Source organism: Nocardia sp. alder85J (genome assembly GCF_020176955.2).
Classification (GTDB): Bacteria; Actinomycetota; Actinomycetes; order Mycobacteriales; family Mycobacteriaceae; genus Nocardia.
On the sequence record NZ_JAIUCZ020000001.1, the window covers coordinates 193,790 to 213,084 of the forward strand.

Below are 19,295 nucleotides of genomic sequence, written 5' to 3' on the forward strand. Positions count from 1 at the left end.
CGGCGATCGAGGTTGCCGCCCATGAACTTCCGGATCTGCTCCACCGGGATGTAGCTGCTCGGCTTCGCCAGTCGCGGTAGCCGGGCACCGGCGCGGGCCGGAACGCCGCGCGCCGAGACAAATCCGGCCCAGGGTAAGTCACCATCACCCGCTACCTGGCCGCCGCCAACGACGAGACGGTGCGCGAGATCATCCGGGACCGGATCGAGGACAGTTTCGGCACCGTCCTGGCCGCCCGGCTGCCCGGCCCCGACGCGGCGCTGCGCGCCGAACTGCTGGCCGCGCTGGTCGCCGGGGTCGGCTTCCTGCGGGACAAGATCGGCACCGGCGAACCGGTCGCCGTCGACGAGGCGACCCTGCTCGGCTACGTCGGCCGGATGGCCGCCACGCTGCTGGACGAGTCCTGACCTACAACCGCGCCCGCATCTGTTCGCAGACCCCGTGCACATCGGCGAGATCGACTGTGCGGGTACCGATGTCGAGGGTGCCCGCGAAGGTGCCGTAGGCCTGGAAATAGTCCATCGCCAGCACGCCGAGCTGGAGATCCACGGTCTTGCGGCCCTCCGGGGTGAAGGTGACGTCCAGCCGCCGGTCGGCGGAGCGAATCTGCCACGGCGACAACGGTGCCGCTGGATCCCAGTCGAAATCCACGTCGGTCAGCGGTGCGGCGGCGTCCGGGGTCCAGATCCCGGATTCCTCGGGCTGCCCGGGTATTTCGGGCCGATCGACGAAGTTCGCGCCCACCGGTACGCCGTCGGCGAAGGCGCCGAAGGTGCCCCAGGTCCAGGTGGTGCGGTAGGGGAGTGCGGACTTGTGCTCGTCCAGGATCGCCAGGTCGCGGTCCGGGCGGAAGACGAACTCCCGCTCGCCGACCCGCAGCGCGCCCTCGATCGGGAACAGCGCCTTGTTCGTGTACATGGTGCCGCCGGGCAGCCGGGAACTCACCGACAGAGCGGGCGAGGCCGATTTCGGCAGCAGTTCCAGCCGCCCGCTGAACGCCGGCGCCTCGGCGGTGGCGGCGATATCGATCTCGATGCGGTGGCGATCCGTCCCGAACTCGTAGCCGATCGCATATCCCTTGCGGCGTAAGGCCACCGAGCTCCCGATCAACTGCTCCGCGATCCGCACCGCACCCGGCACCGCCACCTGCTCGTGCTGGTAGAGCGCGCCGTCGGCCCGATCGTGCACGTAGATCTCGGAGCTGGCGAGATATTTCGCGTCCTGGAGGATCATCGACGCGTACATGTCCGGATGCAGCACGGTGAATCCGGCCCACTCCTTGAGCCGGGTGCGCCGCAGCAGCCGCCGCGCCCCGCGGAACTCGTCGAGCGGGTTCACCGAGACCGGCCGCGCGGGCAGCCGCCCGTAGTGCCGGACGCCGTCTTCCACCAAACTGTGTGGTTCGAACATGTCCGCACTGTACATTCCCGTACCGGTCACATCGGCCGGGCCGGCGGCGGCGGACGGCCGCCAGGCGCTGCTCAGGACGGCCGGGGAGTGCTGGTCAGGACGGTCCGGCATCGAGGGTGCGGCGCAGCAGCGAGTGCAGCCGGCGTTGCTCGGCCGGGGTGAGGTCGGTGGTCCGCGGCGCGAGGATCTGCACGATCTGCCCGTGCACGCGCTCGACCAGTTCGGCGCCCTGCGGGCTGAGGAAGATGTCGACGGCGCGGCCGTCGCCGGGGTTCGGGGCGCGTTGCAGCAGGCCGCGCTTCTCGGCGCGGGCGACCAGGCCGGTCATGGTGGACTTCTCCAGCCCGAGGTAACCGGCCAGCGTGGTGACGCCGACCCGGCGGTCCCGCAGGATGCCCAGCACGCGCAGTTGGGTCAGCGACAGATCGTGCTCCGCGGCGACCCTGTTCAGCACCGCCATCGTGACGAAGGCCGCCTGTACCAGGCTGTCGACCAGTTCGTCCTGCTCGACGGCGCCGTCCGGAAGTGGTTCGAACATGCCCCCAGCCTACTTGACTTGGTTCGTACTGCCAACTATTTTGGTTCGCAGTACCAACTAAATCGACCGGTTCGCCGGTATCCACCGAAGGGCACTCCCATGAAGGCCGTCGTCGTCTCCGCATTCCACACCCCGCCGCGCTACCAGGACTTCCCCGCGCCGATCGCCACCGGTGCCACCGAACAGGTCGTCGACGTGCTCGCCGCCGGACTGCACCCCCGGGTGCGGTCCCAGGCGGACGGCTCGCACTACACCAGCACCGGCGTGTTGCCGCTGGTACCCGGCATCGACGGCGTCGGCCGCGGCGCCGACGGGCAGTTGCGCTACTTCCTGCTGCCGGACACCACCCTCGGCACGATGGCCGAGCAGACCCTCATCGACACCCGCCGCAGCGTCGTGCTGCCGGAGGGCAGCGATTGCGTGGCGGTCGCCGCGGCGCTGAATCCGGCCATGTCGTCCTGGGTGGCGCTGCGCCGCCGCATCGAATTCCGGCCCGGGCAGAGCGTGCTGGTCCTGGGCGCCACCGGTAACGCCGGCCGGATGGCGGTCCAGGTCGCGAAGATGTTCGGCGCCGACCGGATCGTGGCCGCCGCGCGCAATGCCGATCTGCTCGCGGCACTCCCGGCCCTCGGCGCCACCGGCACCGTCCCCCTCGGCGACGACGAACGCCTGGCCGCGGCCGCCGCCGAGGTCGACGTGGTCCTCGACTACCTGTGGGGACAACCCACCGCCGACGCGATGGCCGCCCTCGTCACCGCGCGGCCCGATCGCGGAAAGCCGTTGTCCTGGGTTCAGATCGGCTCCGTCGCGGGCCCCACCGCCTCGATTCCCTCGGCGGCACTGCGGGCCTCGCACCTGCAACTGGTCGGTAGCGGCCAGGGCTCCGTCGGCACCCGCGAGATCCTCGCCGAACTCCCGGTGATCGCCGCGGCGATCACCGCGGGTACCTTCGACATCGACGCCCGGCCGGTTCCGCTGGCCGAGGTCGAGCAAGCCTGGGCCGAGGCGCCGCACACCGCGCAACGGCTGGTGCTGACCCCGTAGCGGTCCGCGAATTCAGCGGCGGCGCATGGTGATCCGGGCATTGTGGGCCGGGCTGATCCCGGTGTGCAGCCGCCGCGGCGGCTCCACGTAGCCCGGGGTGACATCGATGCGCCGATGCCGCAGGATGGCCCGGAACATGACGCGGGCCTCCAGCAGTGCGAACTGCGCTCCGAGGCACCGATGCACCCCGCCGCCGAACGCCAGCCAGGTCCGCGTCTCCGGCCGCGCCGCGAGGAAGCGTTCCGGCCGGAAGGCCAGCGGATCCGGATAGTGTTGCGGCGATTCGTGAATCATCAGGATCGGCACGATCACCATGGTGCCGCGCGGGATCTCGACACCGTTGACCACCGTGTCGCGCACCGCGCGCCGCGCGGTGAACGGACTGGCGGGCCGCACCCGCATCGACTCGGCCACCACGGCATCCAGATAGGTGTCGAGCCGTTCGGTATCACCCGCGTCGGCGGCCGCGTCCACCTCGGCCATCACCTCCGGATGTCCCGCCAGCAACGCGGCGATCCAGCCCAGCGTCATCGCGGTGGTCTCATAGGCGCCCAACAGGATTCCGCGCATGTCGCGGGCCAGCCCCGCATCGTCGTGCCGATCCGAATCGGTGCCCACGTAGCGCGACAGCACATCGGCGCCGGTGCGGCCGGTGGCCCGGCGGTCGGCGATCTCCTCGAGCACGACGGCGTCGACGTGCGCCTGCGTGCGGCGCAGCGGGAGATAGGGCAGCGTGTAACCGCCGAGAAAGGGGGTGAGCAAGGTGACCGCGAGGAAGCCGCGACTCTCGATCGCCTCGAACCAGTGCCCCACGGCCGTGCACAGCCGGGCCAGCCGGGCCGGCGGCATCGTGCCGAACACCACACCCAGCAACACGCCGATAGCGAGATCGTAACCAGCCCTGAGGAATTCGAACGGCTGCCCGATCGGCCAGCTCGGCAGTACCCGCTCCACCACCTCGCCGATCAGGTCTTCGTAGGCCAGCACCGCCTGCGGCTGGAATGCGGGCGCGAACAACCGCCGCTCGCGGCGATGATCCTCGCCGTCGAGGAAGATCAGCGTCCGGGTGCCGAACAGTTCGTCGTGGCTGGACAGCCGGCTCAGCACCTTGCCCAGCGAAAAGTCCTCGCGCGCAGCGAACAACGACCAGACATCGTCCAGGTCGCGGGTCACCAGCATGGTCGGGAAGCCCGGCGGATCCACCACGAAGCGATCGCCGAGCGCCGCCAGCGGGGATCGGTGCGTGCCGGGGCGGATCAGGCCGCCGAGGTGCTTGGTGTCGCGGTGGCGTACTCGGGGCAGCTCCCGCAGTGGGATCGCGGTGGGTGACACCCGGACATCCTCGCGAATACCGTCGCGGCAGGCAATGCCCCTCGAATTACCGGCGCTGGCAACGGCTGTCGCACAGGTATATTGCCTCAGCAGATCGAACACCCGCGGTTCGGTCGGTAGGTTCGCGGGTCCGCCCGAGCGCGACGACCGGCCGGAGACGGGCTTTGCGCGAGGGAAGTTGTTGTATGGCCGGCACGTTGATCGACACGCTGTTCGCTCGGGTCCAGGCGCAGCCCGCCGCAACGGCCTACCGATTCCTGACCGACGGCGAGGTGGACGGTCCGGTCGAGGAGATGACCTACGCCCGGCTGGGCCGGCGCACCCGCGCGCTGGCCGCCGCCCTCCAGGAGGTCGCGCCGCAGCGCGCGCTGCTGCTCTATCCCGCCGGTCTGGAGTTCGTCGAGGCGTTCTTCGCCTGCCTGGCGGCCGGAGTGGTCGCGGTGCCCGCGCCGGTGCCGGAGTGGGAGAGCCGCGCGCTGCACCGGTTGCGGCGGCTGGTCACACACGCCGACGTGCAGCTGGTGCTGGCCCCGCGGCGGGTGGTGGACGAGGCGGCGGCCTGGCGCACCCAGCTGCCCGAACTCGCCGGCGTCGCCTGGCTGGCCACCGACACGATTCCCGACGACCGCGAAACATCCTTCCGCGCACACGATCCGGAGCCGGACGCGGTCGCGTTCATCCAGTACACCTCCGGTTCCACCAGCGCGCCGCGCGGGGTGCAGCTCACCCACGCGAATCTGCTGCACAACCAGGCGGTCATCGCCGCCGGGCTGGGCCACGATCCGGCGGTCCTCGAGTCCCGCGACGGTGCCCTGTTCGCGAGCTGGCTGCCGATGTACCACGACATGGGTCTCATCGCACCGGTCCTGCACACGGTGTACCTGGGCGGGCATTCGGTGCTGATGTCGCCGCTGCACTTCCTGCAACGGCCCGAGCGCTGGCTGCGGGCGATCGCGGCCTCCGGCGCGCACACCAGCGGCGGCCCGAACTTCGCCTACGAACTGTGCCTGCGCCGCATTGCGCCGGAGCAACTGCACGGCCTGGACCTGAGCCGCTGGCAGGTCGCGTTCAACGGCGCCGAACCGGTGCGCGCCACCACGATCGCGCGGTTCACCGAGACCTTCGCCGCCGCCGGATTCGCCGCGCGCGCCATGCAACCGGTGTACGGACTGGCCGAGGCGACCCTGATGGTGACGGCCGCGGACACCACGGCCGCGCCCACCCGCCTCGAGATACCCGGCCGCTACCTCGTCGGCGACCGGGCGCGCAGCGCGGAACTGGTCGGCGTCGGGCGGCCACCGGCGGGCATCACGGTCGCGATCGCCGACCCGGAGCACGGCACGGCCCGCGCCGAGGGCGTGGAGGGCGAGATCTGGGTGGCCGGAAACAGCGTCGCGGCGGGCTATTTCCGCGACGAGGCGGCCACCGCGGCGACCTTCGGCGCCACCCTGCCCGGTGACGACCGCCGCTACCTGCGCACCGGTGATCTCGGATTCCTGTCCGGTGGAGAGCTTTTCGTCACCGGTCGGCAGAAGGATCTGCTGATCGTCGACGGCCGCAACCACTATCCGCAGGATCTCGAGCTGACCGCCGAGTCCGCGCATCCGGCGGTCCGGGCCGGATGTGTGGCGGCGTTCTCGGTGGATTTCGGCGTCGGCGGGGAACAACCGGTCGTGGTGGCCGAGGTGCGCGAGGAGGTGGCGGCCGAACCGGTCCGATCCTGTTGCCGAAACCCGCGGACTGGCCGGAACGTTCGTCGGTGGTCGGTGCGCCGGTCATGCCGCAGCGGTTGCGGGCGGCGTGGGGCGAACAGGCCGTCGACCCGGCGCTGACGGCCTGGCTCGACGAGGGCGAAGCGCCGATCTACTTCTGCATGACCGGAATGCCCGTGCTCGACCCGGCCGCCTGCTGTGCCCTGATCGCCGCGGTGTGTACCCGGCTGGGCGCGCGGGCACTGGTCACCATGCGTGGCGAGGGGGTGCCCCCGGGCGCCGGGCACGACCGCCGCCTGTACCTGGTGAACTCGTTCGACTACGACCGGGTGCTGCCGCGCTGCCGCGCGGTGGTGCATCACGGGGGCAGCGGCAACACCCAGGACGTGCTGCGAGCGGGCCTGCCCGCCGTGGTGATCGGTGTGCACAGCGACCAGTTCTTCTACGGCTGGCGGATTTCCGCACTGGGCATCGGCGACGACTTCCCCTACCCGAAGCTGACCGAGGACCGGCTGTTCACGGCGCTGACCCGGGCACTCGCCCCCGAATCCCTGCGCCGCGCAAGCGAATTGGGTGATCGCGCCGCCACCGAGAACGGTGTGCACGCCGCCGCCGACGCGATCGAACGGCTCGTCGTGGCGTCGTCGGTGTGAGCGCCGAACCCGTGCACGTCGCGCTGTTCAGCGACTTCCACCCCGACACCCTCGGCGGCGCGCAGACCGCCCTGCGCGCCCTGCGCGACGGCCTGCGGTGCGCGGGCCATCGTGTGACCGTCTTCAGCGCTCCCGCTCCGTATGCCGTTTCCGGCGACTCGGATTCGATTGTGCTGCAAGCGAGTCCGTTCAAGATGGCGAACGGCTTGCCGATCGCGCTGCCGACCCGGTCGAACCCGCCGCGCGATCGACACCGCGTTCGCCGCTCACGGCCCGGTCGACGTCGTCCACGCGCTGACCACCTACGGCTGCGGAATCGCCGGGGTCCGCGCCGCCGCGCGACACGGCCTGCCGCTGGTCCAGACCTTGCAGAGCCGCGACGATATCGTCATCGAAAAGTACTCGCCCGCACCGTATCTCAGTGCACTCACGATGCGCCTGCTGCACGGCTGGTACCTGTCCGGCCCCACGGCGCCGCCCACCGCCGCCGACGGCCCGACCACTCGCCTCGCGTGGCGACCGCTGCTCGCGCACGCGGCGGCGGCGGACCGGGTCGTCGCGCCGTCGCGGCACTTCGCCCGGCGCCTGTCCGAACACGGCGTGCGCACGCCGATCGACGTGGTGTCCAACGGTATCGACGACCGGATGCTGGACGACATCCTGGGTGACGGCGAGGTGCGCCCGGCGAACGGCCCCGGCCCCCTGCGCCTGGTCTGGTGCGGCCGGTTGTCCGCGGAGAAACGTCCGCTGGAGGCGATCGAACTGGTGCAGCGCCTCGCCGGCTGCACCCTGGACATCTACGGCACCGGCCCGCTGCTCGACCGGGCCCGCGAGCTGATCGCCCGGCACGGCGCCGCCGATCGCATCCGCCTGCACGGCGAGGTCACCCAGGCCGACTGCCTGCGCGCCATGCGCACCGCCGACCTGCTGCTCACCTCGGACTGCGACACCCAGGGCATGGTGCTGCTGGAGGCCCTCGCCGTGGGCCTGCCCGTCCTCCATTGCGACGCCGATCTCACCGAAACCGTCCCGGCGGGCGGTATCCGCGCGTCCGACCGCTCGATCGGGGCCTTCGCGGTGGCCCTGCTGGACCTGGTGCGCGACCGGCCGCGCATCGACGCCCTCCGCGCGGAACTGGCGCCGCTGCGGGACGAGCCGCGCCAGTCCCGGCATCTGAATCGCATGATCGGCGTCTACCGAGCGGCGCTCGGCCGACCGGCGGAGTGACGGTTCCGCCGCCTCGGATGCTGCGATTGCCGCCTCGGGCAGAGCGTTCGGTGTGCGGTTGCCGTGAGCACCTGCTGCGGCGGCGCGCCGGACGCCGGGGTCACAGCCACGGTCCGGTTCAGCCCCTCGGGACACAGGGTGCTGGATCAGGCGCGGCTCGTGCGGCTCGATGCGCTGAGGTCTCCATCCGGTCGGCCGGACCCGGATCGAGTTCCGAATCGGTTGGCCATCCGGTCGGGTCGAGTAGCGGAAGTCGAGTAGTCGTCGAGCCGGTGATCGCAGTGTCCTGTCACGGACTCTGGTGCGTCGGCGCTGCGGCGGCCCGGCACAAGTGATCCGGCCGTGCCGCTGCCGCTGTGACCGAGTGCTGCCGGAATCGGTGCGGTCCGCCCGGTGGTTCCACCTGCGCCGTTCGGGCTGCTCGGATCGCCGGGAGACCGGTCGGTGCGACCCCGTGCCGAACTTGTCGGTGCGATGACCTATGTTGTTCCCATCGCGACCGAACGGGAGGCTAGAGGTGGTCTCGAAATCTATTGACACTCAAGTGGATACGCTTGATCCGGCGCGCGTGGCCGCGCAGCCGATGGTGGCGCCGGCCGCGCCGCGCAAACTGGCGAAGGTGCCCTTCGTGGAGCTCGCCGACGGCCGACTACAGGGGGTGGTCTCCAGTGGGTCCGACATCGCCCGGGTGTACGTCGCCTCGATCACGGCGGGTGCGCACGGATTGAGTTGCAGCACCAACAACAACCGGCCCTGCGGTGGTCTCACCGGCGGCTACGGGTGCAAACATCTGCACGCTCTGATCGACGAGGCGGTGTTGCAGTACGGGCAGGAGCGGGTCGCCCGGTACCTGCGGGTCGAGGTACCCGAGGGCAGCGGAATCGCACAGAGCCTCAACGGAACTCGTGACCCGGCTCCTGCCGCGGCGGTGTTCGCCCGGTTCCTGCGGCATCTGACGTATCTGGAGCTGCCCGGCACCAGCACGCCGATTCCCGAGTTGCAGTGGTTCCCGGCGGGGGTGGGTCGCTGATGCTGGGAGTACAACTGGCCGCCCTGCTGGACGGCGCGCCCGAAGGCATCACCGAGGCGCAGCAGGTGGTCGCCGATTTCGACGATGCCCTGGTGGACGGTTTCGCCCGGGTGGGGGAGCAGCAGTCGGCGGCATTGCACGCGCTGGCCGCGGCGGTCGCCGGCTCGCCGCTGGGCGCTCCGGTGGCCGCGGCCGTGGCCGATCTCGGCACCGGTGTGGTGGGATGCGAGCGGTTGACGACCCTGGCGGCCGCGCGGGCGGCGGTCAACGGCGCGGTGCACGATGCGCTGCTGGATCGGCTCGACACGGCGCTGGGCCGCACCCGCGCCGGGTGGGAGCGGCCGGACGAGGGTCCCGCCGAACTCGCCGCGGTCGACGGCTGCCGGGCCTGGCTGGCCGAGGTCGCCATCGCCGGCTGGTGCGGTGTCGACGACGATCTGATGGCGTCGGCGGACCGCGCGGTGGAGGCATTGCTGGCAGTGCCGGCGCTGCGCCGTCCCGCGGTGCTGCTCGATGGGCTGGCCGCCGAGCTGCGGGCCTGCGAACCGATCGTCGCGCTGCCGCGGGTGCCCGCCCGGCGCTGGGCCGATCTCTGGTCTCGGGCGCTGCTGTTGTCCTGGCGCAGTGCGGAATTCGAGGCCGAGCCGGTATCCGGACGGCTGCTGATCCTGGGTGCGGACGTCCACGAGCACGGCACCGCGGTGCAGGTGCAGGTATATGCCGTGCTGGAATCCGCGGGCGCCGCACCCCGCCGGGTGCGGGCCAGTATCGGCGCGGCGAAGGTCGACACCATCGTCGGCCCGGCCGTCTGGCAGTTGCTCAGCGGCCATCCGCACCTGCTGGCGGCGCTGGCCGAACATCGCGCCCTCGACATCACCGATATGCCCCTCACCGCCGGTGGCGACCTGTGGTGGCACGACGACCGCGCGAGTGCCGGCGCCCCGGCCGACCCCTTCGCCACCGCCGCCGTGCAACTCGCGCAGGCCGTCGCCCCGGCGGTCCCGCCGCTGGATCGCGATCCGGTGCACATCGCCGAGCCGGTGTTCCTGGAGGGCTACCGCGTCACGGACGGCTTCCTGCGGCTCGACGACCGTTCCCTGCGGCTCGAACTGGACCGGTTGCCCGCGTCGGGTCCGCTCACGCCCGCGGCGGTGTCCACCTCGGCCGCCTGCCTCGGGCTGCTGCGCTGGGATGCGGGCGAATGGTCGCTGCGCCCGCTGGCGGTGCGCCGCAAGCTCAAGGGCGATCTGGTCACCATTCACGGCGGCGACTGGGCGATGGGCCCCACCGACCCGAAAGTGGCGAAGGCGCAAGCGAAATCGGGCGACTCGATCACCGTGCTGCGGGAACGAGCGGGAAGGCTGCTGCGCAAATGAGTACCGTCTCTTCGTCCCCCGCCGATGCGCGCCCCGACGGGCCCAACCACGAGGCCCGCCGCCAGGTGCTGTACTGGCGCCTGCTGGCCGGTATCTTCGCCGACGATCCGCAACCGGCGCTGGAGTCGGCGAGCGCCGCGATCGTCAAGGACATCGACCTGCCGCTGGTCGTCCTCGACCGGAGCGTCTCGATCGACAATGTGGTGCAACGGTTTCCGAACCTCGCCGCCGAATTCGAGAGCCTCGACCTGACCGGCGAGCCCGAGGGGGAGCAAGCGGAAACCGGCGCTACGGCAACGCCTTCCGCTGCCGATCCGGACTCCGCCGAGCCCGACTCCGGCGCTGACCTCGACACATCCGGTCACGTCGCTGCGGCCGTCGGTGCGTCCGCTCCCGTCGGGGGAGGCTCCGGCGAACAATATTCGGGTGCCGTGGAGTCCGACGATGCCGATGCCGGAGAGTCCGACGAGCGCGATTCCGGCGCTCGGGACTCCGGTGGCTCCGCATCCGGCCTACCGGAATCGATTGCCGAACACGATGATTCGAGTTCATCCGACCTGGCGCGCACGGGTGCGGAGGCGCGCGATGTGCGCACCGCCGCACTGGCGTCGAAGCTGCTGCTGAACATCTTCGCCACCGGTTCCGGCGCGGTGAGCGCCGAGCAGCTGTCCGGCTGGCAGGCCGACGCGAACTGGTTGCGGCGCGCGCTCGGCCCGGAGGGCTGCGGCGCGGTGCGCGGCGTCCTCGGTGAGCTGGAATCCGGGCTGGTCGGCCGGATGCGGTTGCGCGAGGTGCTGGCCGATCCGCGGCTGGCCGCCCAGCTGACCCCGAGCATGTCGCTGGTCGAACAGTTGTTGCGGGACAAGCACAATCTGTCCGGCGTGGCGCTGGCCAACGCCAAGGCGCTGATCCGGCGTTATGTCGAGGAGGTCGCGCAGGTGCTGCGCACCCAGGTGCAACAGTCCAGCGTGGGTACCGTCGACCGTTCGGTGCCGCCGAAGCGGATCCTGCGCAACCTCGACACCGACCGCACGATCTGGAAGAACCTGCCCAACTGGAATCCGGAGGACCAGCGCCTCTATGTGGACCGCCTGTACTACAAGCATTCCGCGAAGCGCACCACGCCCGCCCGGATGATCGTGGTGGTCGACCAGTCCGGCTCGATGACCGATTCCATGGTCAACTGCACGATCCTCGCCTCGATCTTCGCCGGCCTGCCCAAGGTGGACGTGCACCTCATCGCCTACGACACCCGGGCCCTGGATCTCACCCCGTGGGTGCACGACCCGTTCGAGGTGCTGTTGCGCACCAATCTGGGCGGCGGCAACGACGGTCCGGTCGCGATGGCCATGGCCCAGCCGAAGATCACCGATCCGAGAAATACCGTGCTGGTGTGGATCTCGGACTTCTACGAGTTCGACCGCTCGCAACCGCTGTTCCAGAGCATGGAGGCGGTGCACCGGTCCGGGGTCAAGCTGATCCCGGTCGGCTCGGTCAACAGCTCCAACCAGCAGAGCGTCAACCCGTGGTTCCGCGAGCGGTTCAAGGCCCTGGGCACCCCCGTCATCTCGGGGCGCATCCAGAAACTCGTGGACGAACTCAAGAACTTTCTCGACTAGGAGACCAGCGATCATGACCGAAATCCTGCGCGCCCCCGCCGAAGTCAAGTATGCCGAGGAACTGGACTGGCTGGAGTCCGTCGACGACGGCCCGAAGCCGTTCGCCTGGCGGCTGAGTCCGAAGATGGTGCGGCTGTTCGTCCTCGGCTCCGAGCGCGCCGACGGGCTGGACCGCCCGGTCGAGCAGAAGTGGTTCGGCGACCGGAGTTTCGTCGAGCGCAGCATCGTCACCCTGGCCTCGGACCGCGGCCTGCTGCTGATCGGCGACCCCGGCACCGGCAAGAGCTGGCTCGCGGAGTTGTTGTCCGCGGCCATCAGCCGCAACTCGACGCTGGTGGTGCAGGGCACCGCGGGCACCACCGAGGACCACATCAAGTATTCGTGGAACATCTCGATGGTCATCGCCAAGGGCCAGTCGCGCGAGTCGATGATCCCGTCCCCGATCATGACCGCGATGGAGCAGGGCGTCATCGGCCGCTTCGAGGAGCTCACCCGTTCCACCAGCGACGTCCAGGACGCGCTGATCTCCATCCTGTCGGAGAAGTACGTCTCCATCCCGGAACTGGACGACGACAACGTCGTCTTCGCGCAGCCCGGCTTCTCGATCATCGCGACCGCCAACAGTCGCGACCGCGGCGTGAACGATCTGTCCTCGGCGCTGAAGCGCCGGTTCAACTTCGTGCGCATCCCGGTGGTGTCCAACAAGCGCAGCGAGGCGGAGATCGTGCGGTTCCGCACCTCGGAACTGTTGCGCCGGCACAGCATCGAACTGGAGCTGCCGCCGACGCTGCTGGACATCCTGCTGGACAGCTTCGCCGACCTGCGGGCCGCGGCGGCCGCCGCGAGCGCCGACGACGACAAGCTGGAGTCGGCCCTGTCCACCGCGGAGCAGATCGGCGTGCTGGAGGACGCCATCCTGCACAGCCAGTTCTTCGGTGATCGGCAGTTGCGGGCGGAGACCCTGGCCGGATCGCTGGTCGGGTCGCTGGCCCGGCGGCAGCCCGAGGATCTGGCCATCCTGAACAAATACCTCCACGGTGTGGTGGAGCCGCGCACCAAGACCAAGTCCGGTGGCGCGGACTGGAAGGAATTCCTCGAGGGCGGCCGGGCGGCGATCGCGAGGTTGTCGTGACCGTCTCCGACGAGGTGACCGCACCCGCGGCGGCGCCCACCTTCGCGGCGCTGCGCGACCAATTGGCCGATGCGGCGTCCGCCTTCGCCGCCACCGGCGTCGCGGGCGACATCCTGACCGGCATGGTCGACGATGTCGACCGGGCGCTGTCGCAGCGGCTGGAAATCTTTCCGGTGTGCCATCATTCGCCCGCCTCCGGGCTGGCGATGGTGCGGCGGTTGCGCGAGAAGCGGCCCGCCGTCATCTACCTGGAGTTGTGCGAGGATCTGCGCCCGCTGCTGGACGAGCTGCGCAACTGCACGCTCCCGGTCGCGGTGCAGGCCTTCGCCAGCGAGATCGACGGGTTCCCGAAGCAGTGGGCGCCGCTGTCGATCGTCGCCCCGATCACCGAGGCGTCCGCGGAATATCAGGCGATCGCCTACGCCCTGGACACGCCGGGCGTGGAACTGGTCCTGGTCGACCGGTCCACCGACCACGTCTTCCAGTGGTCACCGGACGAGGACGACGAGCCCGCCCGGCAGCCGGAACCCGGCGACCGCCCCGAGGGCGCGCCGGAACCCGAGACGGGCCTGCACGGCGACTCCGTCGGTATCGAGATCGGTGATCTGCGACCGCGTTTCGACGAGCTGGAACAGTATCTGCTGCACCACGGCAAGGTCCGGCACTGGTCGGAGTGGTGGGACCAGTACGTCGAACAGCCGCTGGCCGGGGCCGACTACGACACCTATCGCCAGGTGATGGTGATGATCGGCAGCCTGTTCCGGCGGCTGCGGCGCGGCAGCACCGCCGTCGACGAGAACCGCGAGCGGTACATGTGGACCCGCATGCGCGAACACCTGGCCGCGACCGGCACCGATCCGGACCGTTGCCTGTACGTCTGCGGTGCGGCGCACGCCGCCAGCCGGGTCGAGCAGTTCGGCCTGGAATCGGAGGCGGCCTTCGAGATCACGCCGCGCACCGCCACGGTCTGGCACTACGGCCTCATCCCGTCGAGCCATTCCGCGATCGAGAATCAATTCGGCCTGGCCGGCGGCGCGGTCTCGATCGCGGCCGCCACCTGGTCGAAGGGCTTGCGGCGCGGCAAGATCCAGTCGTTCCGGCTGGCAGGCCAGCCCGGCGGCGCGAAACCGGCCAAGACCAAGGCCGTCGTCCCGGCTCCGGTGGCGCCGGCCGCCACCGACCGGCTGTCCGGCTTCCTGTCCACGCCCCCGCTGCTGGACCCGCTGGATGAGGCCGAACTGCTGGAATGGTCCGTGGACATCGCCCGGCTGGCCCGCCGCAACGGCTACCTGGCCAGCACCGCCGACGCCATCGCGGTATTCGAGACCTCGATCCTGCTCGCCGGTATGCGCAACCGCACCCGCCCCACGCCCTACGACTTCCAGGACGCGGCGATCACCTGCATCGAGAAGGACCGGGTGCCCGGCCGCCGCGATGTCCGCCGGTTGTGCGAGATCCTGCTCGGCGGCGACCGGATCGGCCAGGTCGGTTACGCCGCGCTGCCACCCCTGGCCCGCGATGTGCTGGACCGCCTGCAACCGCTGGGTCTCGACTTGTCGAAACGCACCCTGCAACGGGCCCTGCTCGATCTGCGCTCGGACCCGCACTTGTCATCCTGCTCGGACCTGCTGTGGCTGCTGCGCCGGCTGCTGCCGTCCGACGCGGTCCGCCCGATCATGGGCTCGCGCGGCCTGGGGGAGAAGTCGATCCAGGAGAGCTGGGATCTCGGCCTCGGCAAGTATCAGCGGTCGCTGGTCGAACTCGGCTACGAGGGTGTGACGATCGAGCAGGTGCTCGAACAGCGACTCCGGCGCGAGGTCAACGAATCCGGCGCCACGGCCGCCGTGGCCCTGGCCGCGGTGGAGGACGCGCTGGTCTTCCTGGGTTCGGTCCGCCTGGCCGACGAACTCGGTTCGCGCGCGGTCGAATTGCTCGCCGCCGAGCGCAGCGTCGACGACGCCCCGGAGGTGCTGCGCAGAATTCGCGGTCTGCTGGACTATTTCCGTTCCACCGCAACGGGTCTGCCGGACTGGTGTGCCCGCTTCGTCACCGCCGGCTACGCGCATTACTGCACCCTGCTGCCCAGTGCCTTCGTCGCCGACGACACCGGCCCCGCGCAGGTCACCGCGATGCTGGGCTTCCTGTTCGGCATGGAGAACCTGGCGCTGTCCCTGGGCTGCGACCACACCCAGCTGGAACTGGCTGTGCAGCAATCCCATCCGGAGGCCCCCGCCAAGGTGGCCCTGCTGTGGGCGGCCCGCTTCCAACTGGGGTTGCTGTCGCTGCCCGACCTCCGTGCCCGCTGCGACGCCATGCTGTCGAATCCGCTGGTGCTGCCGTCCTTCCCGGACTACATCACCGGTTTCGTGCAAGCGATCGACCCGGCCCCCACCCTGAAACCCTTCGTGGTGGAAGTCCTGTCGAAAGCCTTCGGCACCCTCCCCGACACGGTCCTGCTCCCGTGGCTCCCCGGGCTGATCACCGCCCTGCGCCGCCAAGCCCCCGACCTGGTCCCACCCCTGATCCGCGAGGCCGCCCGCACCTTCCCCGCGACCCTGTCCGCCCTGGACACCTGGATCCCACCCTGGTCGCTCGCCGCGGCCCCACCCCCTGCCCCGGAAGCCCTCGCTCCTCGGGACCCGGTCACCACCCTGCTGTCCGCCCACCCGGCCACCTGCACCGCCCTGGCCACCCTGCTGGGTCACGAAACCACGTGGGAGCACACAACTCCCGCGCCGGACACGCTGGACACGCCGGTCACGGCCCTCGTGCACCGGTTCCCCCGAGCGGCAACGGCCCTGGCGGCCACCGTCGTCGCACCCTGACCCGCATCGCCCGGCCCGGCCTCCCACCTGTCCCGGTGCGGGGCCGGGCCGGGCGACATCGCTACCGGGCTCCTCCGTCGAGCCGGTCGAAGCCCACGAAGGTGAACAGTGTGGCGCCCGCCTCCAGTGGCGCCGGTGTACCGGTGAACCGATGCGCGCCGACCGCGAAGGATGTCCCCGGATCGGAAACCCATACCTGGTCGAAACCGTGTTCGGCGAACCACGCACAGACCTGCGGCACCAGATCGGGTTCGCGGCGGCCCCGCGTCCACACCACCGTGCCGCCCTCGGCGCACAGCTGGGTGGTGAACCCGATGGTCCGCGCTACGTCGGCATCGGTGATGTTGCCGAAGATCCCGCACGCGATCACCAGATCCGCCGGAGCCAGCGCGGCGTAGTGGTCGATCAGTGCGGCATCCCCCACGATCACCTCGACCCGGTCCAATCCGTGCTGCGCCGCAAGTTCGCGTGCCACCCACGCATTTCGCGGATCGAGCTCGACCAGCCGCGCTGTGACATCACCGCGTCGCGGATGCTCGGCCAGCACCCCGATGACATCCCGGCCCTGCCCCGCGCACAGGCTGATCAGTCGCAGCGGCCCCGGCGCCGCGGCATCGAGCGCCGCCCGGATCTGCGTCTGCACGGCGATCAGCCGCTGAGCCAGCCGGCTACCCGGCTGATCGTATTCCGCGTGCCACGCATGCCAATCACGTTCGCTCACCCCGCCAGGCTATCGGCCGCGCCGCCCGCCCGGAATGTTTGATCTCCGCCTGATCCGAACCACCGACAATGCTGCGCCGGAACACCTTCCGCGCACCCGGCCGAGAGTGCACAACCGGGAAGAAGTCAAGTCCGGAATTCTCCGCAGAATTGCGGCAGAACAAATTCGCCGCGAGTTGTCAAATTTTTCGGATTATTTGATTTCGCGGCATTCGCGTGTACCTTCGACATCGCGATCGGGTCCTGGGAGGCGACCGATTCCGCAATTCCGATTCCGCTGTGCAATCGAGAGGTGATCCGATGACCATTGCCGTGACCGGTGCGACGGGTACGGTCGGCCGGTTGGTGGTGCGCCGATTGCTCGCCGCCGGTCGGCGGGTGCGAGCCGTCACCCGCAATCCCGCAGCCGAATTCCCGCCCGACGTCGAGGTGGTCATCGCCGACCTGGACCGGCCCGAATCGCTGACACCGGCACTCACCGGCGCCGACGCGCTGTTCCTGATGTCCCACCCGCCCACCGCCACCGCGGTGGCCCGCCAGGCGCAGCGCTGCGGAACAGGCCGCATCGTCACCCTGTCGTCCATTCGCGCCGACACCGAACCGCCGGATGCCGCCGGCCACCGCGCGGTCGAACGAGCGGTGGAATCCGTCGGCGTCCCCTGGACCCACCTCAGGCCCGGCATGTTCGCGACGAACCTGCTGACCTGGGCTCCCGCGATCCGCGCCACCGGCATCGTCCGCGAACCCTGTGCGGCCGCGGCGCAGACGCCGATCCACGAAGCCGATATCGCCGACGTGGCCGCCGCCGCCCTGCTCGACGCGGGCCACGCGGGCCGGAAATATCCACTGACCGGCCCGCGCGCACTCACCAAAACGCAGCAACTGGCCGCGATCGCCACCGCCCTCGGCCGCGACCTGACATTCCAGGAGATAACTCCGGCCGAGTGGCACCGCGAGCAGGCCGATACGGTGCCGCCTTTCGTCCGAGATTTCCTCCTGGAGATCTGGTCGGAAAGTACCGCGACCCCGGAATCGGTCTCCGATACGGTCGCGGCCGTCACCGGCTGTCCCGCCCGCCCGCTGACCGAATGGGCCGCCGACCACGCGCCGGATTTCGGCGGGACGTCCCGGTGACCACAGCGCGCACCGCCCGCATCGACGACATCGAGATCTGGACCGACCGTCACGGCGCCCCCACCGACCCCGCGATACTGCTGCTCGCGGGCGACACCGCCTCGGCCACCGCCTGGCCGCAACCGCTGACGGACCGGTTCACCGCCGCCGGATATCAGGTGATCCGCCTCGACTACCGGGACACCGGCCGCTCGACCCGGCGTGAATTCGCCGGCCACCCCTACACTTTCGACGACCTTGCCACCGACGCCACCGCTGTGCTCGACACCTGGGACATCGACGCCGCGCACGTGGTCGGCTTCGGAATGGGCGGCGGCACAGCCCAGCTTCTCGCCCTGGATCACCCGCAACGCCTGCGCACGGTCACGCTGAGCAACTGCTTCGCACTGGGCATCGACTTCTTCGGGAACTGGCAGCGAGCGCTCACCGGCGAACCCACCCTCGACGGCCTGCCGACCCCCGACCCCGACTTCACCCGGCTGGCGACGAGCCCCGCCCCGCCGGCCGACGCCATCCAGCGCGCCCTGGCCGGGGACTTCTACGACGAATCCGAGCTCCGCGCCGCGGCCCGGCGCGCGGAAACCCATGCCGGACAACCGGATACCCGAAAGGTACATCCACACTCCCAACTCCGCGCCGGCTTCGACGGCCGGGGTGAGCACCTGCCCGCCATCACCACTCCGGCCCTGGTCATCCAGGGCATGCGCGACCCGATCAACCCACCCCCGCACGGCCGCCACCTCGCCGGACTGATCCCCGGTGCCCGCCTCGTGGAGATCCCCGGCATGGGCCACTCGCTACCGGCCGCCGTCCACGACACCTATGCCACCGCGATCCTCGAACACCTCCGCCGAAACACCCAGCACAGCCACACCGACAGCGAACCAGCACAGGAGACCGCATGACTTCGCCCGGGAACCGGCGACCCGGCCGACCCGGCCTCGCCTGGCACGCCCCGAATCTCGCGGGCGCGGAAACCCTCACCCTGCGCAGCCCGGACTTCGACCACGAGCACACCATCCCGATCCCGCACGCCGCCACCCGCGCCGGCGGCGACAATCTGTCCCCGGCTCTGACCTGGTCCGCGCCGCCGACCGGCACCGCGCAACTGCTGCTGGTCATCGAAGATCCGGACGCTGCCACGCCCACCCCGTTCGTGCACTGCCTGGCGCTGCTCGACCCCGCGGTGACGACCCTCGCCCACGGCGCACTGCACACCGAAACCCGCACCGCCGGTGTGCATCTGCTCCGCTCGACCATCGGCACCGGCTATTTCGGGATGGCGCCGCCGAAAAGTCACGGCCCACACCGATACGTCTTCCAACTCTTCGCCCTGGCCACCCCTCTCGCCGCCCCGTCACCTCGCACCGCCCTGGACGCCGTCCCGCCGGGCAGGGTCATCGCCGCCGCCCGGGACGTCCGCGCCCGCGGCCGCCTCGACGGCGTCCACCGCCGCACCTGACAATCGGCGCACAGGCCCGCGAACAGCGCTGGGCCACAGCCGGATACAACACCCCGCGAACAGCGGTGCGGCGGTTTCACA

17 protein-coding genes are annotated in these 19,295 nt (G+C 70.5%); 13 read left to right on the top strand and 4 right to left on the bottom strand.

What is annotated here, in order from left to right:
- Nucleotides 1–155: 155 nt before the first annotated feature.
- A complete protein-coding gene (locus LBW94_RS00885) occupies nt 156–407 on the top strand; it encodes a hypothetical protein (protein WP_225056202.1) in 252 nt (83 codons plus the stop codon).
- A 1-nt stretch (nt 408) separates the two neighbouring features.
- On the opposite strand, the gene LBW94_RS00890 is transcribed toward LBW94_RS00885, so the two are convergent.
- Together LBW94_RS00890 and LBW94_RS00895 are read right to left on the bottom strand one after the other, a co-directional pair.
- A complete protein-coding gene (locus tag LBW94_RS00890; protein WP_225055899.1) occupies nt 409–1,410 on the bottom strand; it encodes a DUF2804 family protein in 1,002 nt (333 codons plus the stop codon).
- Nucleotides 1,411–1,504: 94 nt separating this feature from the next.
- On the bottom strand, nt 1,505–1,948 hold the full coding sequence (locus LBW94_RS00895) for a MarR family winged helix-turn-helix transcriptional regulator (protein ID WP_225055898.1): 444 nt from the start codon (nt 1,946–1,948) through the stop codon (nt 1,505–1,507).
- Between the two features lie 99 nt (nt 1,949–2,047).
- Between LBW94_RS00895 and LBW94_RS00900 the strand changes: the two genes are divergently transcribed.
- Nucleotides 2,048–2,992, top strand: a complete 945-nt coding sequence (locus LBW94_RS00900) for a quinone oxidoreductase family protein (protein ID WP_225055896.1) — start codon at nt 2,048–2,050, stop codon at nt 2,990–2,992.
- Nucleotides 2,993–3,004: 12 nt separating this feature from the next.
- On the opposite strand, the gene LBW94_RS00905 is transcribed toward LBW94_RS00900, so the two are convergent.
- Nucleotides 3,005–4,324: a cytochrome P450 gene (locus tag LBW94_RS00905; protein ID WP_225055894.1), complete on the bottom strand. Its 1,320-nt coding sequence runs from the start codon at nt 4,322–4,324 to the stop codon at nt 3,005–3,007.
- 185 nt (nt 4,325–4,509) lie between these two features.
- Here LBW94_RS00905 and LBW94_RS00910 point away from each other — a divergent pair, with 185 nt between their 5' ends.
- From LBW94_RS00910 to LBW94_RS00945, 8 genes are all read left to right on the top strand, one after another.
- On the top strand, nt 4,510–6,156 hold the full coding sequence (locus LBW94_RS00910) for a fatty acyl-AMP ligase (protein ID WP_225055893.1): 1,647 nt from the start codon (nt 4,510–4,512) through the stop codon (nt 6,154–6,156).
- Complete coding sequence (locus LBW94_RS00915; RefSeq protein WP_225055891.1) at nt 6,102–6,689, top strand: glycosyltransferase; 588 nt, start codon at nt 6,102–6,104, stop codon at nt 6,687–6,689. The genes LBW94_RS00910 and LBW94_RS00915 overlap by 55 nt, the downstream gene beginning before the upstream one ends.
- A 141-nt stretch (nt 6,690–6,830) precedes the next feature.
- Nucleotides 6,831–7,916: a glycosyltransferase gene (locus LBW94_RS00920; protein WP_225055890.1), complete on the top strand. Its 1,086-nt coding sequence runs from the start codon at nt 6,831–6,833 to the stop codon at nt 7,914–7,916.
- Nucleotides 7,917–8,460: 544 nt separating this feature from the next.
- Entirely contained in the window at nt 8,461–8,946 is a 486-nt protein-coding gene (locus tag LBW94_RS00925; protein ID WP_225055888.1) for a hypothetical protein, read from the top strand.
- Nucleotides 8,946–10,322 carry a hypothetical protein gene (locus LBW94_RS00930; protein ID WP_225055877.1) on the top strand — a complete coding sequence of 459 codons (1,377 nt, stop codon included), beginning with the start codon at nt 8,946–8,948 and terminating at the stop codon, nt 10,320–10,322. Before LBW94_RS00925 ends, LBW94_RS00930 begins: the two co-directional genes overlap by 1 nt.
- Complete coding sequence (locus LBW94_RS00935; RefSeq protein WP_225055875.1) at nt 10,319–11,941, top strand: vWA domain-containing protein; 1,623 nt, start codon at nt 10,319–10,321, stop codon at nt 11,939–11,941. The genes LBW94_RS00930 and LBW94_RS00935 overlap by 4 nt, the downstream gene beginning before the upstream one ends.
- Before the next feature lie 13 nt (nt 11,942–11,954).
- Nucleotides 11,955–13,073 carry an ATP-binding protein gene (locus tag LBW94_RS00940; protein ID WP_225055874.1) on the top strand — a complete coding sequence of 373 codons (1,119 nt, stop codon included), beginning with the start codon at nt 11,955–11,957 and terminating at the stop codon, nt 13,071–13,073.
- Entirely contained in the window at nt 13,070–15,898 is a 2,829-nt protein-coding gene (locus LBW94_RS00945) for a DUF5682 family protein (protein ID WP_225055873.1), read from the top strand. The genes LBW94_RS00940 and LBW94_RS00945 overlap by 4 nt, the downstream gene beginning before the upstream one ends.
- Before the next feature lie 61 nt (nt 15,899–15,959).
- Here LBW94_RS00945 and LBW94_RS00950 read toward each other — a convergent pair whose 3' ends face one another.
- The gene (locus LBW94_RS00950; RefSeq protein ID WP_225055872.1) at nt 15,960–16,619 is read right to left on the bottom strand and encodes a class I SAM-dependent methyltransferase family protein; all 660 of its coding nucleotides are present in this window, start codon (nt 16,617–16,619) and stop codon (nt 15,960–15,962) included.
- 299 nt (nt 16,620–16,918) lie between these two features.
- Between LBW94_RS00950 and LBW94_RS00955 the strand changes: the two genes are divergently transcribed.
- The 3 genes from LBW94_RS00955 to LBW94_RS00965 are packed head-to-tail and all read left to right on the top strand — an operon-like array spanning nt 16,919 to nt 19,214.
- Nucleotides 16,919–17,752 (top strand): SDR family oxidoreductase, encoded by an 834-nt coding sequence (locus LBW94_RS00955; RefSeq protein WP_225055871.1) that lies wholly within the window; start codon nt 16,919–16,921, stop codon nt 17,750–17,752.
- Nucleotides 17,749–18,657 (top strand): alpha/beta fold hydrolase, encoded by a 909-nt coding sequence (locus LBW94_RS00960; RefSeq protein ID WP_225055870.1) that lies wholly within the window; start codon nt 17,749–17,751, stop codon nt 18,655–18,657. Before LBW94_RS00955 ends, LBW94_RS00960 begins: the two co-directional genes overlap by 4 nt.
- The gene (locus LBW94_RS00965) at nt 18,654–19,214 is read left to right on the top strand and encodes a YbhB/YbcL family Raf kinase inhibitor-like protein (RefSeq protein ID WP_225055869.1); all 561 of its coding nucleotides are present in this window, start codon (nt 18,654–18,656) and stop codon (nt 19,212–19,214) included. The genes LBW94_RS00960 and LBW94_RS00965 overlap by 4 nt, the downstream gene beginning before the upstream one ends.
- Nucleotides 19,215–19,295 lie beyond the last annotated feature (81 nt).